The sequence below is a fragment of the Streptomyces sp. NPDC042336 genome (assembly GCF_055581985.1).
Genome location: NZ_JBVJEA010000023.1, coordinates 95,801 through 116,707, shown reverse-complemented (window position 1 = coordinate 116,707; position 20,907 = coordinate 95,801). Strand labels below are relative to the sequence as shown.

General features: G+C 74.2%; 17 protein-coding genes and 1 tRNA gene. 12 read left to right on the top strand and 6 right to left on the bottom strand.

Annotated features, from left to right (window positions below):
* Window positions 1-133: 133 nt before the first annotated feature.
* Together ACZ6IM_RS34095 and ACZ6IM_RS34090 are read right to left on the bottom strand one after the other, a co-directional pair.
* Window positions 134-2,257 carry a DNA polymerase III subunit gamma/tau domain-containing protein gene (locus ACZ6IM_RS34095; protein WP_469562007.1) on the bottom strand — a complete coding sequence of 708 codons (2,124 nt, stop codon included), beginning with the start codon at window positions 2,255-2,257 and terminating at the stop codon, window positions 134-136.
* A 153-nt stretch (window positions 2,258-2,410) separates the two neighbouring features.
* Window positions 2,411-2,911 (bottom strand): hypothetical protein, encoded by a 501-nt coding sequence (locus ACZ6IM_RS34090; RefSeq protein ID WP_469562005.1) that lies wholly within the window; start codon window positions 2,909-2,911, stop codon window positions 2,411-2,413.
* A 157-nt stretch (window positions 2,912-3,068) separates the two neighbouring features.
* Here ACZ6IM_RS34090 and ACZ6IM_RS34085 point away from each other — a divergent pair, with 157 nt between their 5' ends.
* The 9 genes from ACZ6IM_RS34085 (at window position 3,069) to ACZ6IM_RS34045 (ending at window position 13,189) form a co-directional block, all read left to right on the top strand.
* Window positions 3,069-3,812: a hypothetical protein gene (locus tag ACZ6IM_RS34085; RefSeq protein WP_469562002.1), complete on the top strand. Its 744-nt coding sequence runs from the start codon at window positions 3,069-3,071 to the stop codon at window positions 3,810-3,812.
* A gap of 90 nt (window positions 3,813-3,902) precedes the next feature.
* Window positions 3,903-4,325 (top strand): phage tail protein, encoded by a 423-nt coding sequence (locus ACZ6IM_RS34080; protein ID WP_052842895.1) that lies wholly within the window; start codon window positions 3,903-3,905, stop codon window positions 4,323-4,325.
* Window positions 4,326-4,353: 28 nt separating this feature from the next.
* Window positions 4,354-5,076: a CIS tube protein gene (locus ACZ6IM_RS34075; RefSeq protein ID WP_052842896.1), complete on the top strand. Its 723-nt coding sequence runs from the start codon at window positions 4,354-4,356 to the stop codon at window positions 5,074-5,076.
* Entirely contained in the window at window positions 5,076-7,007 is a 1,932-nt protein-coding gene (locus ACZ6IM_RS34070; RefSeq protein ID WP_052842897.1) for a VgrG-related protein, read from the top strand. The genes ACZ6IM_RS34075 and ACZ6IM_RS34070 overlap by 1 nt, the downstream gene beginning before the upstream one ends.
* A gap of 34 nt (window positions 7,008-7,041) precedes the next feature.
* Window positions 7,042-7,494: a GPW/gp25 family protein gene (locus ACZ6IM_RS34065; RefSeq protein ID WP_469561997.1), complete on the top strand. Its 453-nt coding sequence runs from the start codon at window positions 7,042-7,044 to the stop codon at window positions 7,492-7,494.
* Window positions 7,494-9,452 carry a putative baseplate assembly protein gene (locus ACZ6IM_RS34060; RefSeq protein WP_052842898.1) on the top strand — a complete coding sequence of 653 codons (1,959 nt, stop codon included), beginning with the start codon at window positions 7,494-7,496 and terminating at the stop codon, window positions 9,450-9,452. The genes ACZ6IM_RS34065 and ACZ6IM_RS34060 overlap by 1 nt, the downstream gene beginning before the upstream one ends.
* Window positions 9,453-9,511: 59 nt before the next feature.
* Window positions 9,512-10,021: a phage tail protein gene (locus ACZ6IM_RS34055; protein WP_469562026.1), complete on the top strand. Its 510-nt coding sequence runs from the start codon at window positions 9,512-9,514 to the stop codon at window positions 10,019-10,021.
* Window positions 10,018-11,409 carry an NADase-type glycan-binding domain-containing protein gene (locus ACZ6IM_RS34050; RefSeq protein WP_469561994.1) on the top strand — a complete coding sequence of 464 codons (1,392 nt, stop codon included), beginning with the start codon at window positions 10,018-10,020 and terminating at the stop codon, window positions 11,407-11,409. Before ACZ6IM_RS34055 ends, ACZ6IM_RS34050 begins: the two co-directional genes overlap by 4 nt.
* Before the next feature lie 130 nt (window positions 11,410-11,539).
* On the top strand, window positions 11,540-13,189 hold the full coding sequence (locus tag ACZ6IM_RS34045; RefSeq protein ID WP_469561991.1) for an alpha/beta hydrolase: 1,650 nt from the start codon (window positions 11,540-11,542) through the stop codon (window positions 13,187-13,189).
* 65 nt (window positions 13,190-13,254) lie between these two features.
* Here the strand turns inward: ACZ6IM_RS34045 and ACZ6IM_RS34040 are convergent.
* Window positions 13,255-13,328: transfer RNA gene (locus tag ACZ6IM_RS34040), tRNA-Thr, on the bottom strand.
* Between the two features lie 219 nt (window positions 13,329-13,547).
* On the opposite strand from ACZ6IM_RS34040, the gene msiK reads away from it, so the two are divergent.
* The 3 genes from msiK to ACZ6IM_RS34025 all read left to right on the top strand — a co-directional run bounded on the left by msiK (window position 13,548) and on the right by ACZ6IM_RS34025 (window position 16,183).
* Window positions 13,548-14,684 (top strand): diacetylchitobiose ABC transporter ATP-binding protein MsiK, encoded by a 1,137-nt coding sequence (msiK, locus tag ACZ6IM_RS34035; protein WP_469561988.1) that lies wholly within the window; start codon window positions 13,548-13,550, stop codon window positions 14,682-14,684.
* A 252-nt stretch (window positions 14,685-14,936) separates the two neighbouring features.
* Entirely contained in the window at window positions 14,937-15,392 is a 456-nt protein-coding gene (locus ACZ6IM_RS34030; RefSeq protein WP_052842991.1) for a hypothetical protein, read from the top strand.
* Window positions 15,393-15,445: 53 nt separating this feature from the next.
* Entirely contained in the window at window positions 15,446-16,183 is a 738-nt protein-coding gene (locus tag ACZ6IM_RS34025) for a nucleotidyltransferase family protein (RefSeq protein WP_052842903.1), read from the top strand.
* 121 nt (window positions 16,184-16,304) lie between these two features.
* Here ACZ6IM_RS34025 and ACZ6IM_RS34020 read toward each other — a convergent pair whose 3' ends face one another.
* The 3 genes from ACZ6IM_RS34020 to cysS all read right to left on the bottom strand — a co-directional run bounded on the left by ACZ6IM_RS34020 (window position 16,305) and on the right by cysS (window position 20,622).
* The gene (locus ACZ6IM_RS34020; protein WP_469561985.1) at window positions 16,305-18,041 is read right to left on the bottom strand and encodes a DoxX family protein; all 1,737 of its coding nucleotides are present in this window, start codon (window positions 18,039-18,041) and stop codon (window positions 16,305-16,307) included.
* A 117-nt stretch (window positions 18,042-18,158) separates the two neighbouring features.
* Window positions 18,159-19,100, bottom strand: coding sequence for a 23S rRNA (guanosine(2251)-2'-O)-methyltransferase RlmB (rlmB, locus tag ACZ6IM_RS34015; RefSeq protein ID WP_052842905.1), 942 nt, complete (start codon window positions 19,098-19,100; stop codon window positions 18,159-18,161).
* Between the two features lie 121 nt (window positions 19,101-19,221).
* On the bottom strand, window positions 19,222-20,622 hold the full coding sequence (gene cysS, locus ACZ6IM_RS34010) for a cysteine--tRNA ligase (protein WP_052842992.1): 1,401 nt from the start codon (window positions 20,620-20,622) through the stop codon (window positions 19,222-19,224).
* Between the last annotated feature and the right edge of the window lie 285 nt (window positions 20,623-20,907).

The window sequence follows — 20,907 nt, the reverse complement described above, 5'->3', positions numbered from 1 at the left end:
TGGCGGACGCCGCCTTCGGCGGACGCCTTCCGACGTGGCAGGACCCGTCGTTCACCCGGGCGCCGTCCCCGGCGGTACTCGACCCGGCGGCCGGCGACAGCCTGCTGTCCGGCGCCTTCGACTCGTCGGCCCGTCAGACCTCGTCCACTCCCCTGGCCCGCCCGGCCGGCACACCGCCGGTGCAGCGGATGCCGGTCGCGCCGCTGCGCGCGATACCGGCGGACGCACCGGCCCCGGCCACGGCACCGACCGCGCCCGCGGGTTCCGCCCCGAGGGCGCGCGGTGGCGCGTCGGGTACGCCGGGCCCCACCTCGTCGCCGGCCACGCCCGCGGCCGCGCCGGTCCAGCGGGCGCGTTCCGCCGGGGCGGCGTCGTCCGCCGCGGCCGCGAGCGCGCCGGCCCAGGCCCCCCGCGGGGTCCGGGTGACCCCGGTGCCGGCACCGCCCGCCGCCCCGCGTCCGCGGCAGTCGCTCACCAAGGCCCCGTCCGCATCGCCGGCCGTGCAGCGCCGGGCGTTGCCGGCCAGCCGCCGGACCACCGGGTCCGCCCCCGCGTCCTCCGGCACGGCGCCCTCGTCGGCGGACGCCGACCGAGCGGACCCCGGCTCGGCACCGGCCGGGGGCGCCTCCCCGGACCACGGTTCCCTCACCCCGACGCCCGCACCGACCGGTGCGCCCGTCCAGCGGGCGGTACCACCGGCCCCCGGCGCGCCCGGCGACGCCACGGCACCGGCTGCCCCGGTACGGCGGCCCGGCGGCGGCAGCCCGTCGACCCCCGCGCCGGCGAACAGCGGCACCACACCCGGCGCACCGGTCCAGCGCGCCACCGCACAGCCGTCCAGCCTCGCGACGGGCACCCCGGCGCGGCGCGACACGGCGCAGCCCGGCAACGGCACCCCGGCCGCCTCCGCACCGGCGAACAGCGGCACCACGCCGAGCACACCGCCCGTCCAGCGCGCCACCGCACGACCGTCCGACGGCGGCAGCCCTTCGACCCCCGCACCGGCGAACAGCGGCACCACGCCGAGCACACCGCCCGTCCAACGGGCCACCCCACGACCGTCCGGCGGCGGCAGCCCTTCGACTCCCACACCGCCGGTCCAGCGCGCCGCCGCACGACCGTCCGGCGGCGACAACCCGGCGGCCACCGCACCGGCGAACAGCGGCACCGCGCCGAGCACACCGCCCGTCCAGCGCGCCGCCGCACGACCGTCCGGCGGCACCAACCAGGCCTCCACACCGACCGACAGGGGCACCGCGTCCGGCACACCGCCGGTCCAGCGAGCCGCCGCACAGCCGTCCAGCCCCGCGACGGGCACCCCGGCGCGGCGCGACACCCCACGGCCCGGCAGCAACGACCCGGCGGCCACCGCACCGGCGAACAGCGCCACCACGCCCAGCGCACCGCCCGTCCAACGGGCCACCCCACGGGCGTCCGGCTCCCCGGCACGACCCGGCAGCGGCAACCCGGCGACCACACCGGCCGAAAACGGCGGCGCGGCGGACACCCCGGCCCGGCGAACCTCCGCGCCCACCGGCGGCGGCAACCCGGCAGCCACCGCACCCGACAGCGGCGCCACGCCCAGCGCACCCCCGGCCCAGCGCGCCACCGCACAGCCGTCCGGCGGCGGCAGCCAAACCTCCGCGCCGGCGAACAGCGGCACCGCGTCCGGCACACCGCCGGTCCAGCGCGCCACCGCACAGCCGTCCGGCCCCACGCCGGCCGAAGCTCCGGGCAACGGCCCCGCGTCCGCCGGCCCGGCCCGGCGGCCCGCCGTACGTCCCGGCGGCAGCCCGGCGTCCGCACCGGCGGGCGACGGCGCCACGGCGTCGACGCCGCCGGTGCAGCGTGCCGTGCGCCGCACGGACGGCGGCACGACTCCCCCGGTGGGCGACGGCACCCCCGCCGGCCGACGAGCCGCCGCGCAGCCCGACCGCCCCGCCTCCGCCGGTGACCGCCGGACCGGTGCGCCGGGGACCACGCCGGCCGGCGCCCCGGTGCAACGGGCCGTGCCGCGGCCCGAGTCGACGTCCCACGCCCCCGTGCGGCCGGTCACGCCCGCGCCCGGCACCACCTCGGACCCGGCGGCCGGCACCGGCACCCCGCCCACCGACGGCACGGCGGCACCCTCGCCCTCGCCGTCGTCGGGAGCCGCCCCCGTCGGCCCCCCGGTCCAGCGAGCCGTGTCACCGGCCGACGGCCCCACGGCCCGTACCCCCGCCCCGGGGCCCGGCGGCGACACGGCGACACCGTCCACCGCACGACCCACCGGCACCGGCCACGCCGCCGGAGGCCGACGGCCCTCGACGACCGCACCCGGCGCTCCCGCCACGCCGGACGGCCGGCAGCCCCCCGTCCAGCGCCGGGCGTCTGCCGCCCAGCCGTCGCGACCCGTGCAGCCGTCCACGGCTCACCCGGGCGGCGCACCACAGCCGCCGGTCCAGCGGGCGCCGGAGCGGCGGACCGATGACGCGATCACGCCGCCCTCCGCCACACCGGCGGCACCGGCGGCGCCGTCGGCCCCGGCCGAGCCGGGCCCCACGGCCACCGCACCCGCCGCCTCGCCCACCACGCCGGGCACCCCTCCCGCGCCCACCCCCGCCGTACCGCTGTCCCGGCCGGAAACCGGCAGGACGGCCACCCCGGCGACCCCCGTGCAGCGCAGCGTGGCCGGGCGGCGCCCAGGGCTCGGCGCGCCCACCTCGTCCGGTCCCGTCGGCGCCGTACGCCCGAACACGACGCCGACACCGACGGCGGCGCACGCACAGCCGTCGGAACCGACACCGGCACCGGCACCGGCACCAGCACCGGCGTCCACCGCCGCCCCGGCGGGGCCGGCCGGGGCGCCCGCGCGTCGTTCCCCGCTCGGCGCGCCCCTCTCCGCGCTCCCGCCCGACACCACGTCGCTCACCACCCGGCCCCCGGCGCCGGTGCCCTCCGCGACCGAGGGTCACGTGCCCCCGCCGGTCCAGCGGGCCACCGCCCAGGCGCTCCCGCCCTCGGCACCCCCCTTCACGACCACGGCGGCCCCCGCCACTCCCGCGGCACCGCCCTTCACGACCACGACCATGGCCCCCGCCACTCCCGCGGCGCCGCCCTTCGCCGCCCTGACCACCTCCGCCGCACCGCCCTTCGCGGCCACGGCAACGCCCCCGGCGACACCGCACCTCACGCCTCCGCCGCCGCCCGGTGGCGGCGGGCCCACGCCCTCCGTCGTCCAGCGCGCGCCCGCCAAGGCCGTACCCCTGCGCAAGCCGGTGTCTCCCGGCGCCACCACCGGAGCCCCGCTCCCGGTGGCCCCGCTGACACCGCCCCGGCCGTCGGCGGCCCGGCCCACGCTGCCCGTCGCCACCCAGGCGGCGGCCCCGACGCCGCCCACCGGCACCACGCCGGACGCCCTCGCCCCGTCCGGCGCCGCGTCCGCCGATGCGCCGCCGGTCCAGCGGTTCTTCCGCCGTTCCCACCGCGCCGGACGCACCACCGCCGCCCTCGCCTCCCACACGGCCGCCACCGTGATGGACAGCCTGACCCGGCTGCACACCCCGTCGTCGTCCCGGCCCGGCCCGAACGAACCGCCGCCCCCGTACAGCGACCCACCGCCCCCGTACGAGGCGAGCGCGGGCGCACCACCGCCCGAGGACCCTCCACCCGGGTACACGGCGGTCCCCGAAGGCGGGTTCGACCCGCGTCAACTCACCGACTTCCAGCTCGACGAACTGGTGCACCGGATCATCGGCCGCGTCACCCGGCTCGTCCGCACCGAACTGCGTATGGACCGCGAACGGATCGGCAGACTGCGCGACCCGCGCTGACCGGACCGCACCGGCCCCGCCGGACGCCCGGACCGCCCCGAGGGCCACGCCCGCCCGCCACCGTTCCCCGACAAGAAAGGTCGACCCCCGATGACCCGTGAGGACCCGGGCTCTTCCATCTGGTTCAGCCTCGCCATCGACGGCGAGAGCCTCGGCTACTTCAACGGGTGCGAGGGCCTGTCGACCCAGGTGGAGGTGGAACAGCGCCAGGAGGGCGGCAACAACGGCTTCGTCTGGCAGCTGCCCACCCGCGTCACCTACTCCAACATCCGGCTGACCCGCCCCCTCACCCCGGACACGGCGAAGGTCGCCAAGTGGATCTCGTCCGTGCAGACCGGCATCAAGCGGCCCACCGCGCAGATCTCCGCCCTGCGCGCGGACGGGTCGCTGGTCGCCCGCTGGGGGCTGATCGACGTCCTGCCCGTCAGCTGGCAGGGCCCCAGCCTCGATCCCGGCAGCGCGTCCGTGGCCAACGAGGTGCTGGAGATCGCCCACCACGGGTTCACGGACTGACGGCGCCGCGGAGCAGAGAGGAAGAACCATGGCCAAGAGCAGCAAGGGCGCCGGCAAGAGCCTCGTACGCGCCAACCTCGCCATCCACGAACCGCCCACCGGCGACTCCACCTCGCCCGGTGCGCTGATCAAGCGGTTCCCGTTCGAGTTCAACCCGGCGCAGCTGTCGATCAGTCAGCGCGCCCAGTGGAAGGCGACCCCGACGGCAGCCGTGCGGAAGGCCGCCAAGCCGCAGTTCATGGGCGCCGAGCCGCGGGAGATGACCCTGGAAATCTTCCTGGACTCCTCGATGAAGCCCGACGGCAACACCGTGATGAAGAAGGTGGAGTCGCTGCTGATCTGCTGCGAGGTCACCGCCAAGAGCCTGGCCGCCGAGCAGCCGTCCCCGCCCTGGGTGATCTTCGAGTGGGGTTCGTTCTCCACGGCCCGGTTCAGCGCCTACGTCGCGTCCATCGACACCCAGTACACGCTCTTCGGCACGGCCGGCGTCCCCATCCGCGCCACCTGCCAGATGTCCCTGGTGGAGATCCCCGGCCCGACCCCGAACCAGAACCCGACCTCCGGCGCCCTCACCGCCCAGCGCGTGCACCGGGTCGTCGCGGGGGACTCGCTGCCGTCGCTGGCCTGGAGCGAGTACGGCAGCGCCAACGCGTGGCGGGTGATCGCCGAGGCCAACGGCATCGACGACCCGTCCCACCTGCCGACCGGTACCGAACTCATCCTGCCGGCCACCGAGGAGGTGCCTCGCTGATGGTGCGTCCCTCCTTCTCCAGCATCGTCGAGGTGAAGATCGGTGGGGCGAAGCTGCCCGACACCATCGCCCCGATGCTCACCGACGGCTGGGTCGACCAGGGCGTCAACGTGCCGGCGGCGTTCCGTCTCACCTTCCGCGACCCCTACCACCGGCTCCTCGGCAAACTGAACGTGCAGTTCGGCACCAAGGTCGTCATCACGCCGATCGCCGACGGGCACGGCAAGGGCAACCCCCTGCTGACCGGTGAGGTCACCGGTCTGGAGACCGACTACGACGGCACCGGCAGCTTCACCGTCATCCGGGGCTACGACTACGGGCACCGGCTGATGCGCCAGCGCCGCGTGGCCGCGTACCGCAACCAGAAGGCCTCCGACATCGCCCGCAAGCTGGTGGCCATGGACGGCGTCTCCATCGGCCGTATCCAGGCGACCAAGGGCACCTACGGGTTCATCTCCCAGTCCAACGTCACCGACTGGGACTTCCTCGCCCGGCTCGCCGACGAGAACAAGATGATCATGTATCTGGACTCCAAGGGGAAGTTCCGGTTCGTCACGCCGAAGCCGTCGGCCGGCGCGCCCTCGCCGAACACGGACGGCGACAAGAGCACCTTCGTCCTCCAGGCCGGCCACGACATCCTGCGGCTGCGGGCCGCCGTCACCGCCGCCGACCAGATCGGCAAGGTCGAGTCGCGCGGCTGGAACGTCACCACCAAGAAGAAGATCACCGAGACCGCGCCGGCCACCACCGACCCGGGCATCAGCATCAAGTGGACGCCCGGCACGGCCGCCGGCAAGTTCAAGCCCGGCAAACTCGTCGAGACCGCCAACCCGTACGACAAGCAGGACGAGGTGCAGAACGCCGCGAAGGCCCTCGCCTCCGACGTCACCGCCTCCTTCGCCGAGCTGGAGGTCGCCGCCAACGGCCACCCCGACCTGCGGCCCGGCGTCCCCGTCGCGCTCGCCGACGTCGGCACCCCCTTCGAGGGCAAGTACACCGTCACCTCGGTACGCCACCACTTCGGCGACGGCGTCGCCTACGAGTCCTGGATCACGGTCAGCGGACGCCAGTGGCGTTCCCTGTACGGCCTCGCCTCGGGCGGCAGCGGCGGCACGGACCCGGCGAGCGCCACCCGGCTGCCCAGCGTCGCCAACGCCATCGTCACCGACGTACAGGACCCCCTCAAGCAGGGCAGGGTCAAGCTGCAGTTCCCGTGGCTGGACGACACCTACGTCAGCGACTGGGCGCGCAGCGTCCAGATGGGCGGCGTGGCGGGCGGCGGCATCTTCCCCATGGACGTCGGCGACGAGGTGCTGGTCGCCTTCGACCGGGGGGCACTGGACCACCCGTTCGTGATCGGCGGCCTCTACAACGGCCGGGACGTGCCGACCAAGAGCGACGTGCCCCTGCACGACGGCCTGAAGAAGAAGGCCGTACGGCACACCCTGTCCGACCGCCAGGGCAACCGGGTCGACCTGCTCAGCCAGCGCACCGGCGGGCGCAAGCAGGGCGTCCGGATCGCCAGCGGCAACGACAAGCTGACCATCAACCTCGACCGCACCAAGACCGAGATCACCGTCGACAGCAAGGGCGCCGTCAAGATCACCGGCAGCCGCTCGGTGTCGGTGGACGCGGGCACCGACCTGTCGCTCAGCGCCAGACGCGCCCTCACCATCAAGAGCGGCGGCCCGCTCAGCATCCAGAGCAGCATGATCAACATGCGCAGCGGGGGCGTGATCGGAGTCACCGCGGGAGGCGCCCTGAACCTGGGGGCGGCCGGCGCCGCGACGCTGAGCGCCGGGGCCGCGACGACCATCTCCGGCACCGTCAACGTCCAGATCAACTCCGTCATGACGAGGATCATCGGCGCGTCCCTCGAGGTCAAGACCCCCATCTTCAAGGTCGCGACCATCCCCGTGCCGGGCCTGTGACGAAGCGTTTCCGAGGAAGGCAGGTTGCTCTCTGATGGCCGAACAGTTCGTCGGCTCCGGCTGGTCGTTCCCCCTGCGGATCGGGCCCACCGGCGGGATCGCCCTCGTCAGCGGCGAGCAGGAGGTGGAGGAGGCCATGCGGCTCATCCTCGCCACCGCGCCCGGAGAGCGGCCGATGCGCCCGGAGTTCGGCTGCGCCATCCACGACCTCGTCTTCGCCCCCGTCAACGAGCAGACGGCCGGCCGCATCCAGCACGAGGTGTATGTCACCCTGGACCGCTGGGAACCACGCATCGAGGTCCACGACGTGGACGTCACCACCGGCGAGGAACAGAACGTCCTCTTCATCGACGTCCGTTACTCGATCCGCGGCACCAACAACCCGCGCAGCCTCGTGTTCCCGTTCTACGTCATCCCCTCCCACGACGAGCCCGACCTCCCCGACGCTCCGGCCGGTCTCCCGGGCTCTCCCGAAGGCGACCGCTGATGCCCCTGCCCTCTCCCAACCTCGACGACCGCCGCTTCCAGCAGTTCGTCGACGATGCCAAGCGCTACATCCAGCAGCGCGCCCCGGAGTGGACCGACCACAACGTCTCGGACCCCGGTGTCACGCTCGTCGAGACGGTGGCCCACATGGCCGACCAGATCGTCTACCGGCTCAACCGGGTGCCGGACAAGAACCACCTCGCCTTCCTGGACCTGGTCGGCATCACGCTCTTCCCGCCGTCGGCCGCGCGCACGGACGTCACCTTCTGGCTCTCCGCACCGCAGGAGGACACGATCCTCGTCCCGGTCGGCACCGAGGTCGCCACCCTGCGCACCGAACGCGACGAGGCCGTCGTGTTCGCCACCGAGCACGACCTGCGCATCGTCCCGTGCGCGTTGGACCGCCTGGTGACGCAGACCCGCGGCGAAGCCGTCAGCGACCGCACCACGGACCTCGCGGAGAGCAAGGACGTGATGTGCTTCGCCGAGGCGCCCAACCCCGGCGACTGCATGCTCATCGGCCTCACCGCCGCCGTCCCGGACTGCGCGCTCGCCCTCGAACTCGACAGCCGCGTCGACGGCGTCGGTGTCGACCCGCGCCAGCCGCCGCTGGTCTGGGAGGCCTGGACCGAGGACGGCTGGCAGTCCTGCGAGGTCGACCGGGACGGCACCGGTGGTCTCAACCGCCCCGGCGACGTCGTGCTCCACATACCCGGCGGGCACGTCCTGTCCCGCAACGGCGGCCACGAGGCCGGCTGGATCCGCTGCCGGGTCACCGAGCCGCTGAGCGGCCAGCCCTTCTACACCACCTCGCCGACCGTCCGTTCCGCCGAGGCCTACACCATCGGCGGCACCACCGGCTCCATCCACGCCGAGACCATCCTCGACGAGCCCCTCGGCGAGTCCACCGGCCTGCCCGGCCAGCGGCTGAGGCTCGAACACGCCCCCGTCGTCGCCGGTGAACCGTCCGTCCTCCTCCAGACCGCCGCGGACGACGGCTGGCAGGACTGGCAGGTCGTCCCGCACTTCTCCGGCTCCCACCCCGACGACCACCACATCACCGTCGACGCCACCACCGGCGAGATCGCCTTCGGCCCCGCCGTCCGCGAGGCCGACGGCACCCTGCGCCAGTACGGTGCCGTCCCGCCCAAGGGCGCCGTCATCCGCGCCCGCCGCTACCGCACCGGCGGAGGCAGGGCGGGCAACGTGGCCCGCGGCGCCGTACAGGTGCTGCGCACCTCCATCCCGTACGTCTCCGAGGTCGTCAACCGCGAGGCCGCCCTCGGCGGCGTCGACGGCGAGACCATCGAGGAGGCCAAGCTCCGGGCCCCCATCACCCTGCGCGCCCAGGAACGCGCCGTCACGCTGCGCGACTACGAGGAACTCGCCCGCCGCGCCGCCCCCGAGACCGCCCGCATCACCTGCCTGGAGGGCGCGGAGAACGAGTACGGCGCCCACGCCGTCCGTGTCCTCGTCGTGCCCCAGGCCGTCCCGGACCCCGGCGGACGCCTCCGCTTCGAGCAACTCGTCCCCGGCGACGCCCTCTTGAGCCGCATCACGCGGCACCTCGACGAACGGCGTCTGATCGGCACCCGTCTCGCCGTCGGCCCGCCGTACTACCAGGGCGTCACCGTCGTCGCCACCGTCCACGCCTTCCGCGACGTCGACGCCGACCGCGTGCGCCGGCAGACCCACGACGCCCTGTACCGCCACCTCGACCCGCTCACCGGCGGCGCCGACGGCAAGGGCTGGCCCTTCGGACGCCCCGTGCAGACCGGTGAGCTGTTCGCCGTCCTCCAGCGCGTCCCCGGCGTCGAACTCGTCGACGAGGTCGTCCTGCACCCGGCCGACCCCCTCACCGGCAAGCGCGGCGACCCCACCAACCGCATCGACCTCGACGCGCCCTCCCTGGTCTTCTCCTACGACCACCGGGTCCGCGTGATCGGGGACAGCGCGTGAAGTCCGCCTCGCAACGGGGCTCCGTCGACGGGCTCGGCTCGTCGCTGCCCATCGCGTCGATGCTGCCGGCCGTCTTCGCCGACGACGACCTCGCCCTGCGTTTCGTCGGCGGGCTCGACGACGTCCTCGCACCCATCCTGAACGTCCTGGACTGCCTGGACACCTACTTCGACCCCGCCCTCACCCCGGCGGACTTCGCCCGGTGGCTCGGTACCTGGGTCGGCGCGGAGACCGACGGCACCGAGGCCGAACCCATGCTGCGCGCCGCCGTCGCCGCCGCCGCCCGGCTGCACCGCGTACGGGGCACCCTGCAGGGCCTGTCCGAGACCGTCCGGCTCGCCTTCGGTGTCGCGCCGGAGATCACCGAGAGCGGCGGCGCCGTCTGGAACGCCCGGCCGCTCGGCCCGTTCCCCGGCCGGCCCCGCCCGCAGCTGCACGTCGCCCTCCGGCTGCCCGACCCCAGGCCCGTCGACGTACACCGGCTGGACGCCCTCGTCGCCGCCGCCCGCCCCGCCCACATGCCCTACACGGTCGAAGTGACCGCCTCCGAAAGGACCCCGGAGAGATGACCACGCAGAACTGCGCCGAGTGCGGAACCCGCGCGGAACCGGGCCAGTCCTTCTGCGACGCGTGCGGCGCCGTGCTGAGCTGGGACCAGGCCGGCGCCGCCGCCCGCACCGCGCGGCCCGCAGCCGCCGCGTCCGACCAGCGCCCCGGCTTCGACGCCTTCGGCGGCGCCGGCGTGCCGCCGGCCCGCACCGGCCGCCCGGCCGCGGCACCCGCCCAGGGCTCCGCCGAGCCGGCCGGCGCGATCGGGGACAACCCGACGCTGCCCCAGCCGCGCCGCCCCGCTGCCGCCGCGGACACCCCGGCCGCCGGCGGGGACGCCCCCGGCACCGGGAGCGCACCGGACACCGCGGACCGCGCCGGGGGTACCGCCGCCCCGGACGACGCACCGGGAGCCGCCGCGCCCGCGCCCGGCACCGACGAGACCGCCCCGACCGCCCCGGTGCCCTCAGCGTCCGCCCCCGCCCCGAACCCGCTCGCCGACACCATGTCCGACCGGGCCCGCTCCCTCCTCGTCCCCGTCGCCGACCCCGAGGCGCCCGCCCCGGCGGCGCCCCCCGCCGTCGCCCCCGTCCTGCCCGGCCGCCCCGACGCGGACCGGCCGCAGGTCCGCGCCCCCGGCCACCAGCCGGACATCGCCAACGGCCCGCCCTGCCCGTGGTGCTCCACACCCAACCGCCCCGACCGCCACTACTGCGCCCGCTGCGCCATGCCCCTGGTGGCGAGCGGCGACCAGGCCTCCGTCCGGGCCCCCTGGTGGCGCCGGCTCTTCGGCGGACGGCGCCAGGAGACCCCCTGGGCCGGCGACCGCCCCCGTCTGCGCCGCGTCTTCGACCGCATCGGCACCTGGATCACCGTCGTCGTCGTGGCCACCCTGGTCGTCCTCGGCTTCATGTACATCCCCGACGGCGTCCAGAACACCCGCGACCACTTCGCCAAGCGCGCCCCGGTCTCCCCGGACGCCATCAAGGCCTCGCACTCCTTCCCCGGTCACAAGCCGGAGCTCCTCATCGACAAGCTCAGCAACACCTGGTGGGGGCCGGGCATCTCGCAGTCCGGCCAGGGCGAGTGGGTCGAGGTCAGCTTCACCGAGCCGACCCGGCTGCTCGACGTGATCATCACCCCGGGTGTCTCCACCCGCGCCGACAAGCTGCGGGAGTCGGCCCTGCCGCACCGGGTCAAGGCGACGATCACCATGAAGGACGGGTCGGTGAAGACCCGTGACCTCACCCTGGACCAGGGCGCCGGCGGCCAGCGACGCCCGTTCCGCGTCGGCGAGGTCACCAAGGTCCGCTTCACCATCGAATCCGCCCACGCGGCGTCCGCCAAGAAGCAGGTGGCCATCTCCGAGATCGAGTTCTTCGGCCCGTCCAGCGCCAACCCCTCCTGACCGGCCCGGGGCTCCGGCGCCGTACGCCGGCCCGGGGCCCCGCCGCCGCACATGTCCCGAACCGGCGGGGCCCCCACCCGAACGGACGCCACACCATGCGCCGCCCTCCGGGCCACCGGAGGCTGAGGCCATGCCCACAGCACGAGCGATATCCACCGCCGTCCTGCTGTCCACGGCCACCCTGCTCGCCTCCTCCCTGACGGCCTGCGCGCCCACGGCCCGGGACGGCGACCGGCACGGCGACACCGGCGGCGCCACGACCGACGCACAGGCCCTGAGCAACCTCCGCGAGCAGTCCCCGACCTGGCGGGACTGCCCCGCCCCCGCGCCCGTCCAGGGCGGCGGCGAGGCCCCCGGCGCGCTCCCCGACGGCACCCGGTGGCAATGCGCCACCCTGCGCACGCCGTTGGACTGGAAGAACCCCTCCGACGAGTCCATGGACCTCGCGCTGATCCGCGCCCGCAGCAGCGGCGGCCCGGACGAGCGGATCGGCTCCCTGCTCTTCAACTTCGGCGGCCCCGGCGGCTCCGGCGTCGCCACCCTCCCCGGTCTCGCCCCCGACTACGAGAAGCTCCGCACCCGCTACGACCTCGTCAGCTTCGACCCGCGCGGCGTCGGCAACAGCCGCGGCGTGCGCTGCCTGGACGCCGGCCTCCCCGACGAGGACGACATCGACAACACCCCCGACGACGGCGACGACGAGACCGACGCCCTGGTCCGGTTCAACCGGGAGACGGCGGCCGCCTGCGAGAAGCACTCCGGCGACGTCCTCCCCTACGTCGGCACCACCCAGGCCGCCCAGGACATGGACCTCGTGCGCGAGGTGCTCGGCGACGACAGGCTCCACTACTTCGGCATCTCCTACGGCACCGAACTCGGCGGCGTCTACGCCCACTTGTTCCCGGGGCGCGTCGGCCGCGCGGTACTCGACGGGGTCGTCGACCCCACCCACGACCTGATGGAGGAAGCCCTCGCCCAGGCCGGCGGCTTCCAGCTCGCCTTCGATCACTTCGCCACCTGGTGCGCACGGCAGGGCTGCGCGCTCGGCAACGACGCCGAGGGCATCCTGGACCTCACCGTCGGCCTCGAAGCGGCCCTCGACGACACCCCGCTCACCACCCCCGACGGCGGCGAACTCGACGGCGACGCCCTCGTCGACGCCATCAGCGGCGCGCTCTACCGGCAGGACTACTGGCCCGCGCTCCGCGTCGGCCTGGAGGCCGCGGCCGACCACAACGGCGAGGTACTCCACGACCTCGCCGAGGCCCTGGGCCAGCACGGCAGGGGCGGCGACCCGGACGACGGCGGCAGCGACGACGCGGACGACGCGAAGAGCAACGAGGACGACGCCTTCAGGGCCATCACCTGCGACGACTCCAGCGCCCGCTACACCGTCGCGGACGTCCGGTCACGCCTGGAGGACTTCCTGGAGGCCTCCCCGCTCTTCGGCCCCGGCCTCGCCTGGAGCGCCCTGTCCTGCGACGGCTGGCCGGTCCCCGGAGCCGCCCCCCACCCCGAGGTCAGCGCCCCGGGCGCACCCCCCGTCCTGCTCGTCGGCAACACCGGCGACCCCGCCACCCCCTACGAGGGCGCCGCCCGCATGGCCGAGCGCCTCGGCGAGAAGGTGGGCGTCGAGCTGACGTACGAGGGCGAGGGCCACGGCGCCTACGACAGCGGCAACGCCTGCGTCCAGGACACCGTCAACGCCTACCTGCTGAACGGCACGCTCCCGAAGCCCGGCACGGTCTGCGAGGCGGAATCACTGCCGGAGGGCAAGTAGCACCCCCGAAAACCGGCGACGCCCCCGCGATCAATGATCGCGGGGGCGTCGTCCTCCCCGTGCGGAGCCCCCTGTCGGATTCGAACCGACGACCTTCGCTTTACAAGAGCGGCGCTCTGACCAGCTGAGCTAAGGAGGCACGCGCGCGGCGGGCGCGCGCAGGCTGCTCCACTGTACACAGAGCCGGTGAACGATGTGATTCGAAAGTTTCGGCGAAATTCACGGACTCCCAGCTACTGACAGATCAGGTGAACGCCGGGTACCGTCCTGCTCAGCTTCACCCGTGTGGACTACACCACCACCTTCCTACAACGGATCGTCCGGCACGTTCCTGCCGGTAGAAGGGGGCCCATTCACCATGGCCACTGTTACGTTCGACAAGGCGACCCGCGTGTACCCGGGTTCCACGAAGCCCGCCGTCGACGGTCTCGACATCGACATCGCGGACGGCGAGTTCCTCGTCCTGGTCGGCCCGTCCGGTTGCGGCAAGTCCACCTCGCTCCGGATGCTCGCGGGGCTCGAGGACGTGAACGGCGGCGCCATCCGCATCGGTGACCGCGACGTGACGCACCTGCCGCCGAAGGACCGGGACATCGCCATGGTGTTCCAGAACTACGCGCTCTACCCGCACATGTCGGTCGCCGACAACATGGGCTTCGCCCTGAAGATCGCCGGCGTCAACAAGGCGGAGATCCGGCAGAAGGTCGAGGAGGCCGCGAAGATCCTCGACCTCACCGAGTACCTGGACCGCAAGCCGAAGGCGCTCTCCGGCGGTCAGCGCCAGCGTGTGGCGATGGGCCGCGCGATCGTGCGTGAGCCGCAGGTGTTCCTCATGGACGAGCCGCTGTCCAACCTGGACGCCAAGCTCCGCGTCTCCACCCGTACGCAGATCGCCTCGCTCCAGCGCCGCCTGGGCATCACCACCGTCTACGTCACCCACGACCAGGTCGAGGCCATGACGATGGGCGACCGCGTGGCGGTCCTCAAGGACGGTCTGCTCCAGCAGGTCGACACCCCGCGGAACATGTACGACAAGCCCGCGAACCTCTTCGTCGCCGGCTTCATCGGCTCCCCGGCCATGAACCTGGTCGAGGTCCCGATCACCGACGGCGGCGTGAAGTTCGGCAACAGCGTCGTCCCGGTCAACCGCGACGCCCTGAAGGCCGCCTCCGACAAGGGCGACCGCACGGTCACCGTCGGTGTCCGCCCGGAGCACTTCGACGTGGAGGAGCTGAACGGCGGCGCCGCCAAGACGCTGTCGAAGGACTCGGCCGACGCCCCGGCCGGTCTCGCGGTCTCGGTGAACGTCGTGGAGGAGACCGGCGCCGACGGCTACATCTACGGCACGGTCGACGTCGGCGGCGAGACCAAGGACCTCGTGGTGCGCGTCAGCAGCCGCGCGGTGCCGGAGAAGGGCGCGACCGTCCACGTCGTGCCGCGGCCGGGCGAGATCCACGTGTTCTCGTCCTCCACGGGCGAGCGCCTCACCGACTGAGCGCCCTCGCGCGGGGAAACCTCCCGCTGAGAAACCACGCGACCGGGTGATTTCACCCGCGTTGCCGAGAAAAGCCCCGCAGCCTGCTGCGGGGCTCTTTTCGTTGTCGACAAATACCCCGGCGCAACGGACGTTTCGACCCATGTTCGTCAACCTCCTACCCCTCCGGCAGCGGCTCTTCATCCCCCGAAGGGGTGACTAAATGTCGCCAAATCATTACCGGGCGCTACCCTCACTCGCGTGAAGCACTCCGTGAAGCACTCCACCACCCGACAGACGCGACGCGGCCGGGGCCCCGCCCACCGGATCGGCCGCTCTCTCGCCTTCGTCCTGCCCGTCGTCCTGGTGCTCTCCGGGACTCTCGCGGTCACCCGCGTCAACTGGTCCGGGGATCCCTCGGACTCGGTGCTCGCCGCGTCCGAGGCGTCCTCCGCCAAGGCCTCCACCGCCCGCGCCGCCCGCGCCCCGCACGAGGTGCTGCGCGACCGGCTGCTGACCGAACTGCAGGAGGAGGACCCGGGCGTCGCCCTCACCCACCTCCAGCAGGCGGTGAACGAGCGCCCGTCGCTGGCCGACCACTGCGCGACGATCGCCCGCGCCCTCGGCCGCGCCGCGGTGAAGGCCTACGGCCCGACGCGCGCCCAGTCGTACGCCCGCCCCGTCTGCGACACCGCCTTCGCCTCGGGCGTCCTGGCCGCGCACGGCTAGGGGACACCCCGGCGCCCTTCGGAGGCCGGTGGGGCGCCGCGTACAGTTCGAGCATGACCGATCCGAACGCCGCGTCCCGCCGCCCCGTTCAAGCCGTCGTCCTGGCCGGCGGGCAGGGTTCCCGGCTGCGCCCCTACACCGACGACCGGCCCAAGCCGATGGTCGAGATCCCGGGCACCGGGACTCCGATCATCGGCCATCAGCTCGCCTGGCTCGCCGAGGAGGGCGTCACCGACGTCGTGGTCTCCTGCGGTCATCTGGCCGAGGTGCTGCAGAAGTGGCTGGCCGGCGCCGACCTGCCGCTCTCCGTCACCACCGTCGTGGAGACCGAGCCGCTGGGCCGCGGCGGCGGCCTCAGGTACGCCGCCGCCCGCCTCCCGCACCCGGACCGGCCCTGGTACGCCACCAACGGCGACATCTGGACCCGTTTCTCGCTGCGCGACATGGCCGACTTCCACGCCGAGCGGGACGCCGTCGCGACCCTCGCCCTGGCCCGCCCGCGCCTGCCGTGGGGCGCGGTCCAGACGGACGGCTTCGGCCACATCACCGACTTCATCGAGGCGCCGCCGTCGACCTTCGAGATCAACGCGGGCGTGTACGTCTTCTCGCCGGAGTTCGCCGGGATGCTCCCGGAGCGCGGCGACCACGAGCGCACCACCTTCCCCCGGCTGGCCCGTGAGCACCGGCTGGCCGGCTTCCCGATCCCGCAGGGCTCCTACTGGCGGGCGATCGACACCGCGAAGGACCTGACGGAGGCGGCCCGGGAACTGGCGGCCCTGTCCGGCCGCTGAGGCCCCACAGCCACAGCCACGCGCTACGGCGTTACGGCCCGCGCAGATACGGCAGCAGGGCCCCGCTCATGATCCGCGGGGCCCTGCTGCCGTATCTGCGCGTCGGCCGGTCGTGCTGCCGCTAGCCCAGGAGGCCGCCGACGAGGCGGCTGCCGGGCTCTCCCGTGGACGACGAGCCGCCGCCGTCACCGCTCCCGGTGGAGCCGGTGGAACCGCCGGTGCCCCCGGTCGAGGTGCCGCCGCCCGAGGTCGGTCCCGCGGTGGTGCTCGGCGCCTGGCCGCCGCCCGGAGCGGACTGCCGCGGCGGGGCCTGGCCGCCCGTCGTGCCCTGCGTCTGACTGGGCGTGCCGCCACCGGTGGCGGTACCGCTGCTGTCGCGGGTCGCGCCCGGCGTGGTCGCGCCGTCCTGCGCGGGAGCGGACGCGCCGCTGGTGGCGCCCTGGGTGGGGGATGCGGAGGCCTCCGGGGAGGAGGTCTTCGGCTCGCGGGTGCCGGGGTCCTGCGGGAGCGGGGAGCCGGGCAGCTCGTTGCGCGGGGCCTCGCCGGGCCCCGGGACGACCACCCGGTCGGCGTCCCGGACGGCACCGCCTAGGACGGAGCCGACCAGGAGGGTGACGCCGGCGACCAGGAAGGTGATGACGGCGCCGCGGCGCAGGACGTACCGGCGCAGGTCCCAGATGTCGGAGCGGGGACCGAGCCGGCGCCAGGCGCTGCCCGCGAGCCTGCCGTCCACGGAGTAGACGGGGGCCCCGGCGATGATCAGCGGGGACCAGGCGGCGAGGTAGATGATGTCGGGCGCGTCGTAGGCCGGGACGCTCTTCCAGCTGACGGTGACCAGGAGCGCGGCGGACAGGCCCGCGCCGATGACGGCGGCCACGCGCTGCCAGCAGCCGAGGACGGTCAGGACGCCCACCAGCACCTGGAGGAAGGCGATGACCAGCCCGGCGCCCACGGGGTGGGCGAGGGCGAACTGGCGCAGCGGCTCGGCGACGTCCCAGGGATGCAGGGTGTTGAGCCACTTGACCATGGAGCCGCGTTCGCCGCCGTCGAAGTAGACGGGGTCGCAGAGCTTGCCCATGCCGGCGTAGATGGAGATGAAGCCGAGGAAGACGCGCAGCGGCAGCAGGACGACGCCGAGGTTCATCCGGCGGCCGGGGAAGTAGGCGTGGCGTGCCGGGTCGTCGCCGCGGCGCCTGCGGCGCGGCTCGCCCCGGTCCGGGTCGCCGGCGTAGCCGTCGGGGCCGTAACCGTCGTCGTAGCCGTCGCTTCCGGTGCCGAAGTCCTGCGGGTCGTAGGCGGATTCGTCGTAGCCCGGCTCGTCGTAGGCGCTGCCCACGGTGCGCATCGCGGGCAGCAGCCGGGTGCCGTCGGGGACGGGGCCGCGCTGGGCGCCGACGAGGGGCGTCTCCAGCGTCTGGGTGGCGGGGCCGTCGTCGTAGTCCAGGGGGCCGCCGTCGAGGTCGACCCGCGGGATGACCTGCGTGGCCCCGGCGTCGCCGGAGTGCTCGGCGGCCGGGTCGTCGGTGTGGTGACCGGCTCCCGCCCGCACCGCCTGGAGCAGCCGGTGCGCGCCGGTGTCGTCCGGGTCGGACCGCCCGCTCCACACGACGGCGCGGCGGCGGCCCGCGGCCGGGGCGGCGGGCACGCGGGCGTTCTGGGTGGCGCTCAGGTGCCGCGCGATCCGCGGGGACTGGGTCCGCCGCGCGGAGGCACCGAACTGCACGCGGAAGCTCGCGTGGTTGACGATGACCTGGGCCGGATCGCTCGGCACCTTCACCATGCTCAGCGCGGGAGCGTCGTCGTATCCCGACGAGCGGTCCCCCGTGGGAGTGCGGGGTGTTCTGGTGTCCACACTCATCTAACCGAGTGATGTGTCGTTAGGACACTGCCTTGACCGCCCCGATCTGTCCGGACAGCGTCAAGCATGTCCGGACAGCCTCGAACACCCCGTTCGAGCTACGCCGCGAACACTCGTTCAGGAGCGGCGACGCGCCGCCTCGTACAGCACGATCCCCGCCGCCACACCGGCGTTCAGGGACTCCGCCCCGCCCGGCATCGGGATCCGCACCCGGAAGTCGCAGGTTTCGCCGACGAGGCGGGACAGGCCCTTGCCCTCGCTGCCGACGACGATGACCACGGGACCGTCGAGGGCCGCCAGGTCGCCGAGTTCGGCCTCGCCGTCGGCGGCGAGACCGACGACCGTGATGCCGGCCTTCTGGTACGACTCCAGCGCCCGCGTGAGGTTGGTGGCGCGGGCCACCGGCGTGCGGGCGGCCGTCCCGGCGGACGTCTTCCAGGCGCCCGCCGTCATGCCGGCCGCGCGCCGCTCGGGCACCACGACGCCGTGGCCGCCGAAGGCGGAGACCGAGCGGACGACGGCGCCCAGGTTGCGCGGGTCGGTCACACCGTCGAGGGCGACGATCAGCGGGTCCGCGCCCTCGTCGTGCGCGGCGGCGACCAGGTCCTCGGGGTGCGCGTACTCGTACGGCGGCACCTGGAGCACGAGCCCCTGGTGGTTGAGCCCGTTGGTCATCCGGTCCAGCTCGGGGCGCGGCGCCTCCATGAGGTTGATGCCACCGCGTTCGGCGGCGAGCTGCAGCGCCTCGCGCACCCGCTCGTCGTTGTCGATGAACTGCTGGACGTAGAGCGTGGAGGCGGGCACACCCTCGCGCAGCGCCTCGTAGACCGGGTTGCGGCCGACGACCAGCTCGGACGTCGACCGGCCGCCGCCGCGCCGGGGCTGCGGGCGCCCCGTGGTGCGGCGCGCCTTCGCGTTGGCGGCGCGCTGCTTGGCGTGCCCCTTGCGCATCTCGGCGGGGGGCGTCGGCCCCTTGCCTTCCAGGCCCCGGCGTCGCTTGCCGCCGCTGCCGACCTGCGCGCCCTTCTTGCCGGACATGCGGCGGTTGTTCGCGGCCATGAGTTACCTGTCTCCGCTCTCTACGGGAGTGTGCGTCGTACGTGCGTCTTGTGCAGTGTGCCGCCCGGAGGGCCGGGCGGCACAATCGATCTACGGGAGCGGGTCCCGCCGCGCCGCCGGGTCAGCGGGAACCGAGGCTCCAGCGGGGACCCTGCGGGCTGTCCTCGATGACCAGTCCGGACTGTCCGAGCTGGTCGCGGATGGCGTCGGCGGTGGCCCAGTCCTTCCGCGCCCGCGCGGCCTCGCGCTGGTCGAGGACGAGGCGTACGAGGCCGTCGACGACGTGCCGCAGGTCCTCGCCCTCTTCCTGCTCCCCGGCCCACCGCGCGTCCAGCGGGTCCAGGCCGAGGACGCCGAGCATGGCCCGCACCTCGGCGAGCCGGGCCACGGCGGCGTCCTTGTCGTCGGCGGCCAGCGCGCTGTTGCCCTGCCGGACGGTGGTGTGCACGATCGCCAGCGCCTGGGGGACGCCCAGGTCGTCGTCCATCGCCTCGGCGAAGGCCGGCGGCACCTCGGCGGCCGGCTCCACGGTGTGGCCGGCCAGCTCGGTCACGCGCTGCACGAAGCCCTCGATGCGCGCGTACGCCGACTCGGCCTCGCGCAGGGACTCCTCGCTGTACTCGATGGTGGAGCGGTAGTGCGGGGTGCCCAGGTAGTAGCGCAGCACGACCGGCCGCCACTTCTTCACCATCTCGCTCACGAGCACGCTGTTGCCGAGCGACTTCGACATCTTCTCGCCGCTCATGGTGACCCAGGCGTTGTGCACCCAGTACCGGGCGAAGTCGTCGCCGAAGCCGCGGGCCTGGGCGATCTCGTTCTCGTGGTGCGGGAAGATCAGGTCGATCCCGCCGCCGTGGATGTCGAACTCCTCGCCCAGGTACTTGTGCGCCATCGCGGAGCACTCCAGGTGCCAGCCCGGCCGCCCCCGCCCCCACGGCGTCTCCCAGCTCGGCTCCCCGGGCTTGGCCGCCTTCCACATGGCGAAGTCCCGCGGGTCGCGCTTGCCGGTCTCGCCGTCCTCGGAGGGCTGGCGCAGGTCGTCGAGGTCCTGGTTGGACAGCGACAGGTAGCCCGGCAGGGAGCGCACGTCGAAGTAGACGTTGCCGTCGGCCTCGTAGGCGTGTCCGCGCTCGATGAGCCCGCGCATCATCTCGACCATCTCGGTGATGTGCCCGGTGGCGCGCGGCTCGTAGGTGGGCGGCAGGCAGCCGAGGGCGGCGTAGGCGTCGTTGAACGCCCGCTCGTTCTCGTACCCGATGGCCCACCAGGGGCGGCCCTGCTCGGCCGCCTTCCTGATGATCTTGTCGTCGATGTCGGTGACGTTGCGGATGAACGTGACGTCGTAGCCGCGGTGGGCGAACCAGCGGCGCATGATGTCGAAGTTCAGCCCCGACCGGATGTGCCCGATGTGCGGGGCGGCCTGCACGGTGGCGCCACAGAGGTAGATCGAGACGCAGCCCGGCGTGAGGGGGGCGAAGTCACGGATCTGCCGGGCGCTGGTGTCGTACAGGCGAATAGTCACGCGTCCAGGGTAGTAGGCGCCGAGCAGTGCCAAGGGCACACGTCCCGCGTTGTTGCCGGACCGAGTCGCAAGACACCGGGACCCCCACGAAGCGCGAAGCCCACGCCCTCCCGCCCCAGTGAGCCGAGCCGACCCCTTTGCCCCCCGGGCGCCGGCCCTCCGCGGGCCGACCCCTTGTCCCCAGCGAGCCGAACCCCGTGCGCCAGCCCCTTGTCCCCGCGAGTCGGGTGGTGGGTGGGCGCAGGACGGGGTCCAGGGGCGGAGCCCCTGGCGGGGCGCGGGGCG

Excerpts from the sequence above, each read along its gene's own strand:
- ACZ6IM_RS34085 (WP_469562002.1), top strand. The coding sequence starts at position 3,069 with ATGGCCCCCGCCACTCCCGCGGCGCCGCCCTTCGCCGCCCTGACCACC.
- ACZ6IM_RS34080 (WP_052842895.1), top strand. The coding sequence starts at position 3,903 with ATGACCCGTGAGGACCCGGGCTCTTCCATCTGGTTCAGCCTCGCCATC.
- ACZ6IM_RS34075 (WP_052842896.1), top strand. The coding sequence starts at position 4,354 with ATGGCCAAGAGCAGCAAGGGCGCCGGCAAGAGCCTCGTACGCGCCAAC.
- ACZ6IM_RS34070 (WP_052842897.1), top strand. The coding sequence starts at position 5,076 with ATGGTGCGTCCCTCCTTCTCCAGCATCGTCGAGGTGAAGATCGGTGGG.
- ACZ6IM_RS34065 (WP_469561997.1), top strand. The coding sequence starts at position 7,042 with ATGGCCGAACAGTTCGTCGGCTCCGGCTGGTCGTTCCCCCTGCGGATC.
- ACZ6IM_RS34060 (WP_052842898.1), top strand. The coding sequence starts at position 7,494 with ATGCCCCTGCCCTCTCCCAACCTCGACGACCGCCGCTTCCAGCAGTTC.
- ACZ6IM_RS34055 (WP_469562026.1), top strand. The coding sequence starts at position 9,512 with ATGCTGCCGGCCGTCTTCGCCGACGACGACCTCGCCCTGCGTTTCGTC.
- ACZ6IM_RS34050 (WP_469561994.1), top strand. The coding sequence starts at position 10,018 with ATGACCACGCAGAACTGCGCCGAGTGCGGAACCCGCGCGGAACCGGGC.
- ACZ6IM_RS34045 (WP_469561991.1), top strand. The coding sequence starts at position 11,540 with ATGCCCACAGCACGAGCGATATCCACCGCCGTCCTGCTGTCCACGGCC.
- msiK (WP_469561988.1), top strand. The coding sequence starts at position 13,548 with ATGGCCACTGTTACGTTCGACAAGGCGACCCGCGTGTACCCGGGTTCC.
- ACZ6IM_RS34025 (WP_052842903.1), top strand. The coding sequence starts at position 15,446 with ATGACCGATCCGAACGCCGCGTCCCGCCGCCCCGTTCAAGCCGTCGTC.
- ACZ6IM_RS34020 (WP_469561985.1), bottom strand. The coding sequence starts at position 18,041 with ATGAGTGTGGACACCAGAACACCCCGCACTCCCACGGGGGACCGCTCG.
- rlmB (WP_052842905.1), bottom strand. The coding sequence starts at position 19,100 with ATGGCCGCGAACAACCGCCGCATGTCCGGCAAGAAGGGCGCGCAGGTC.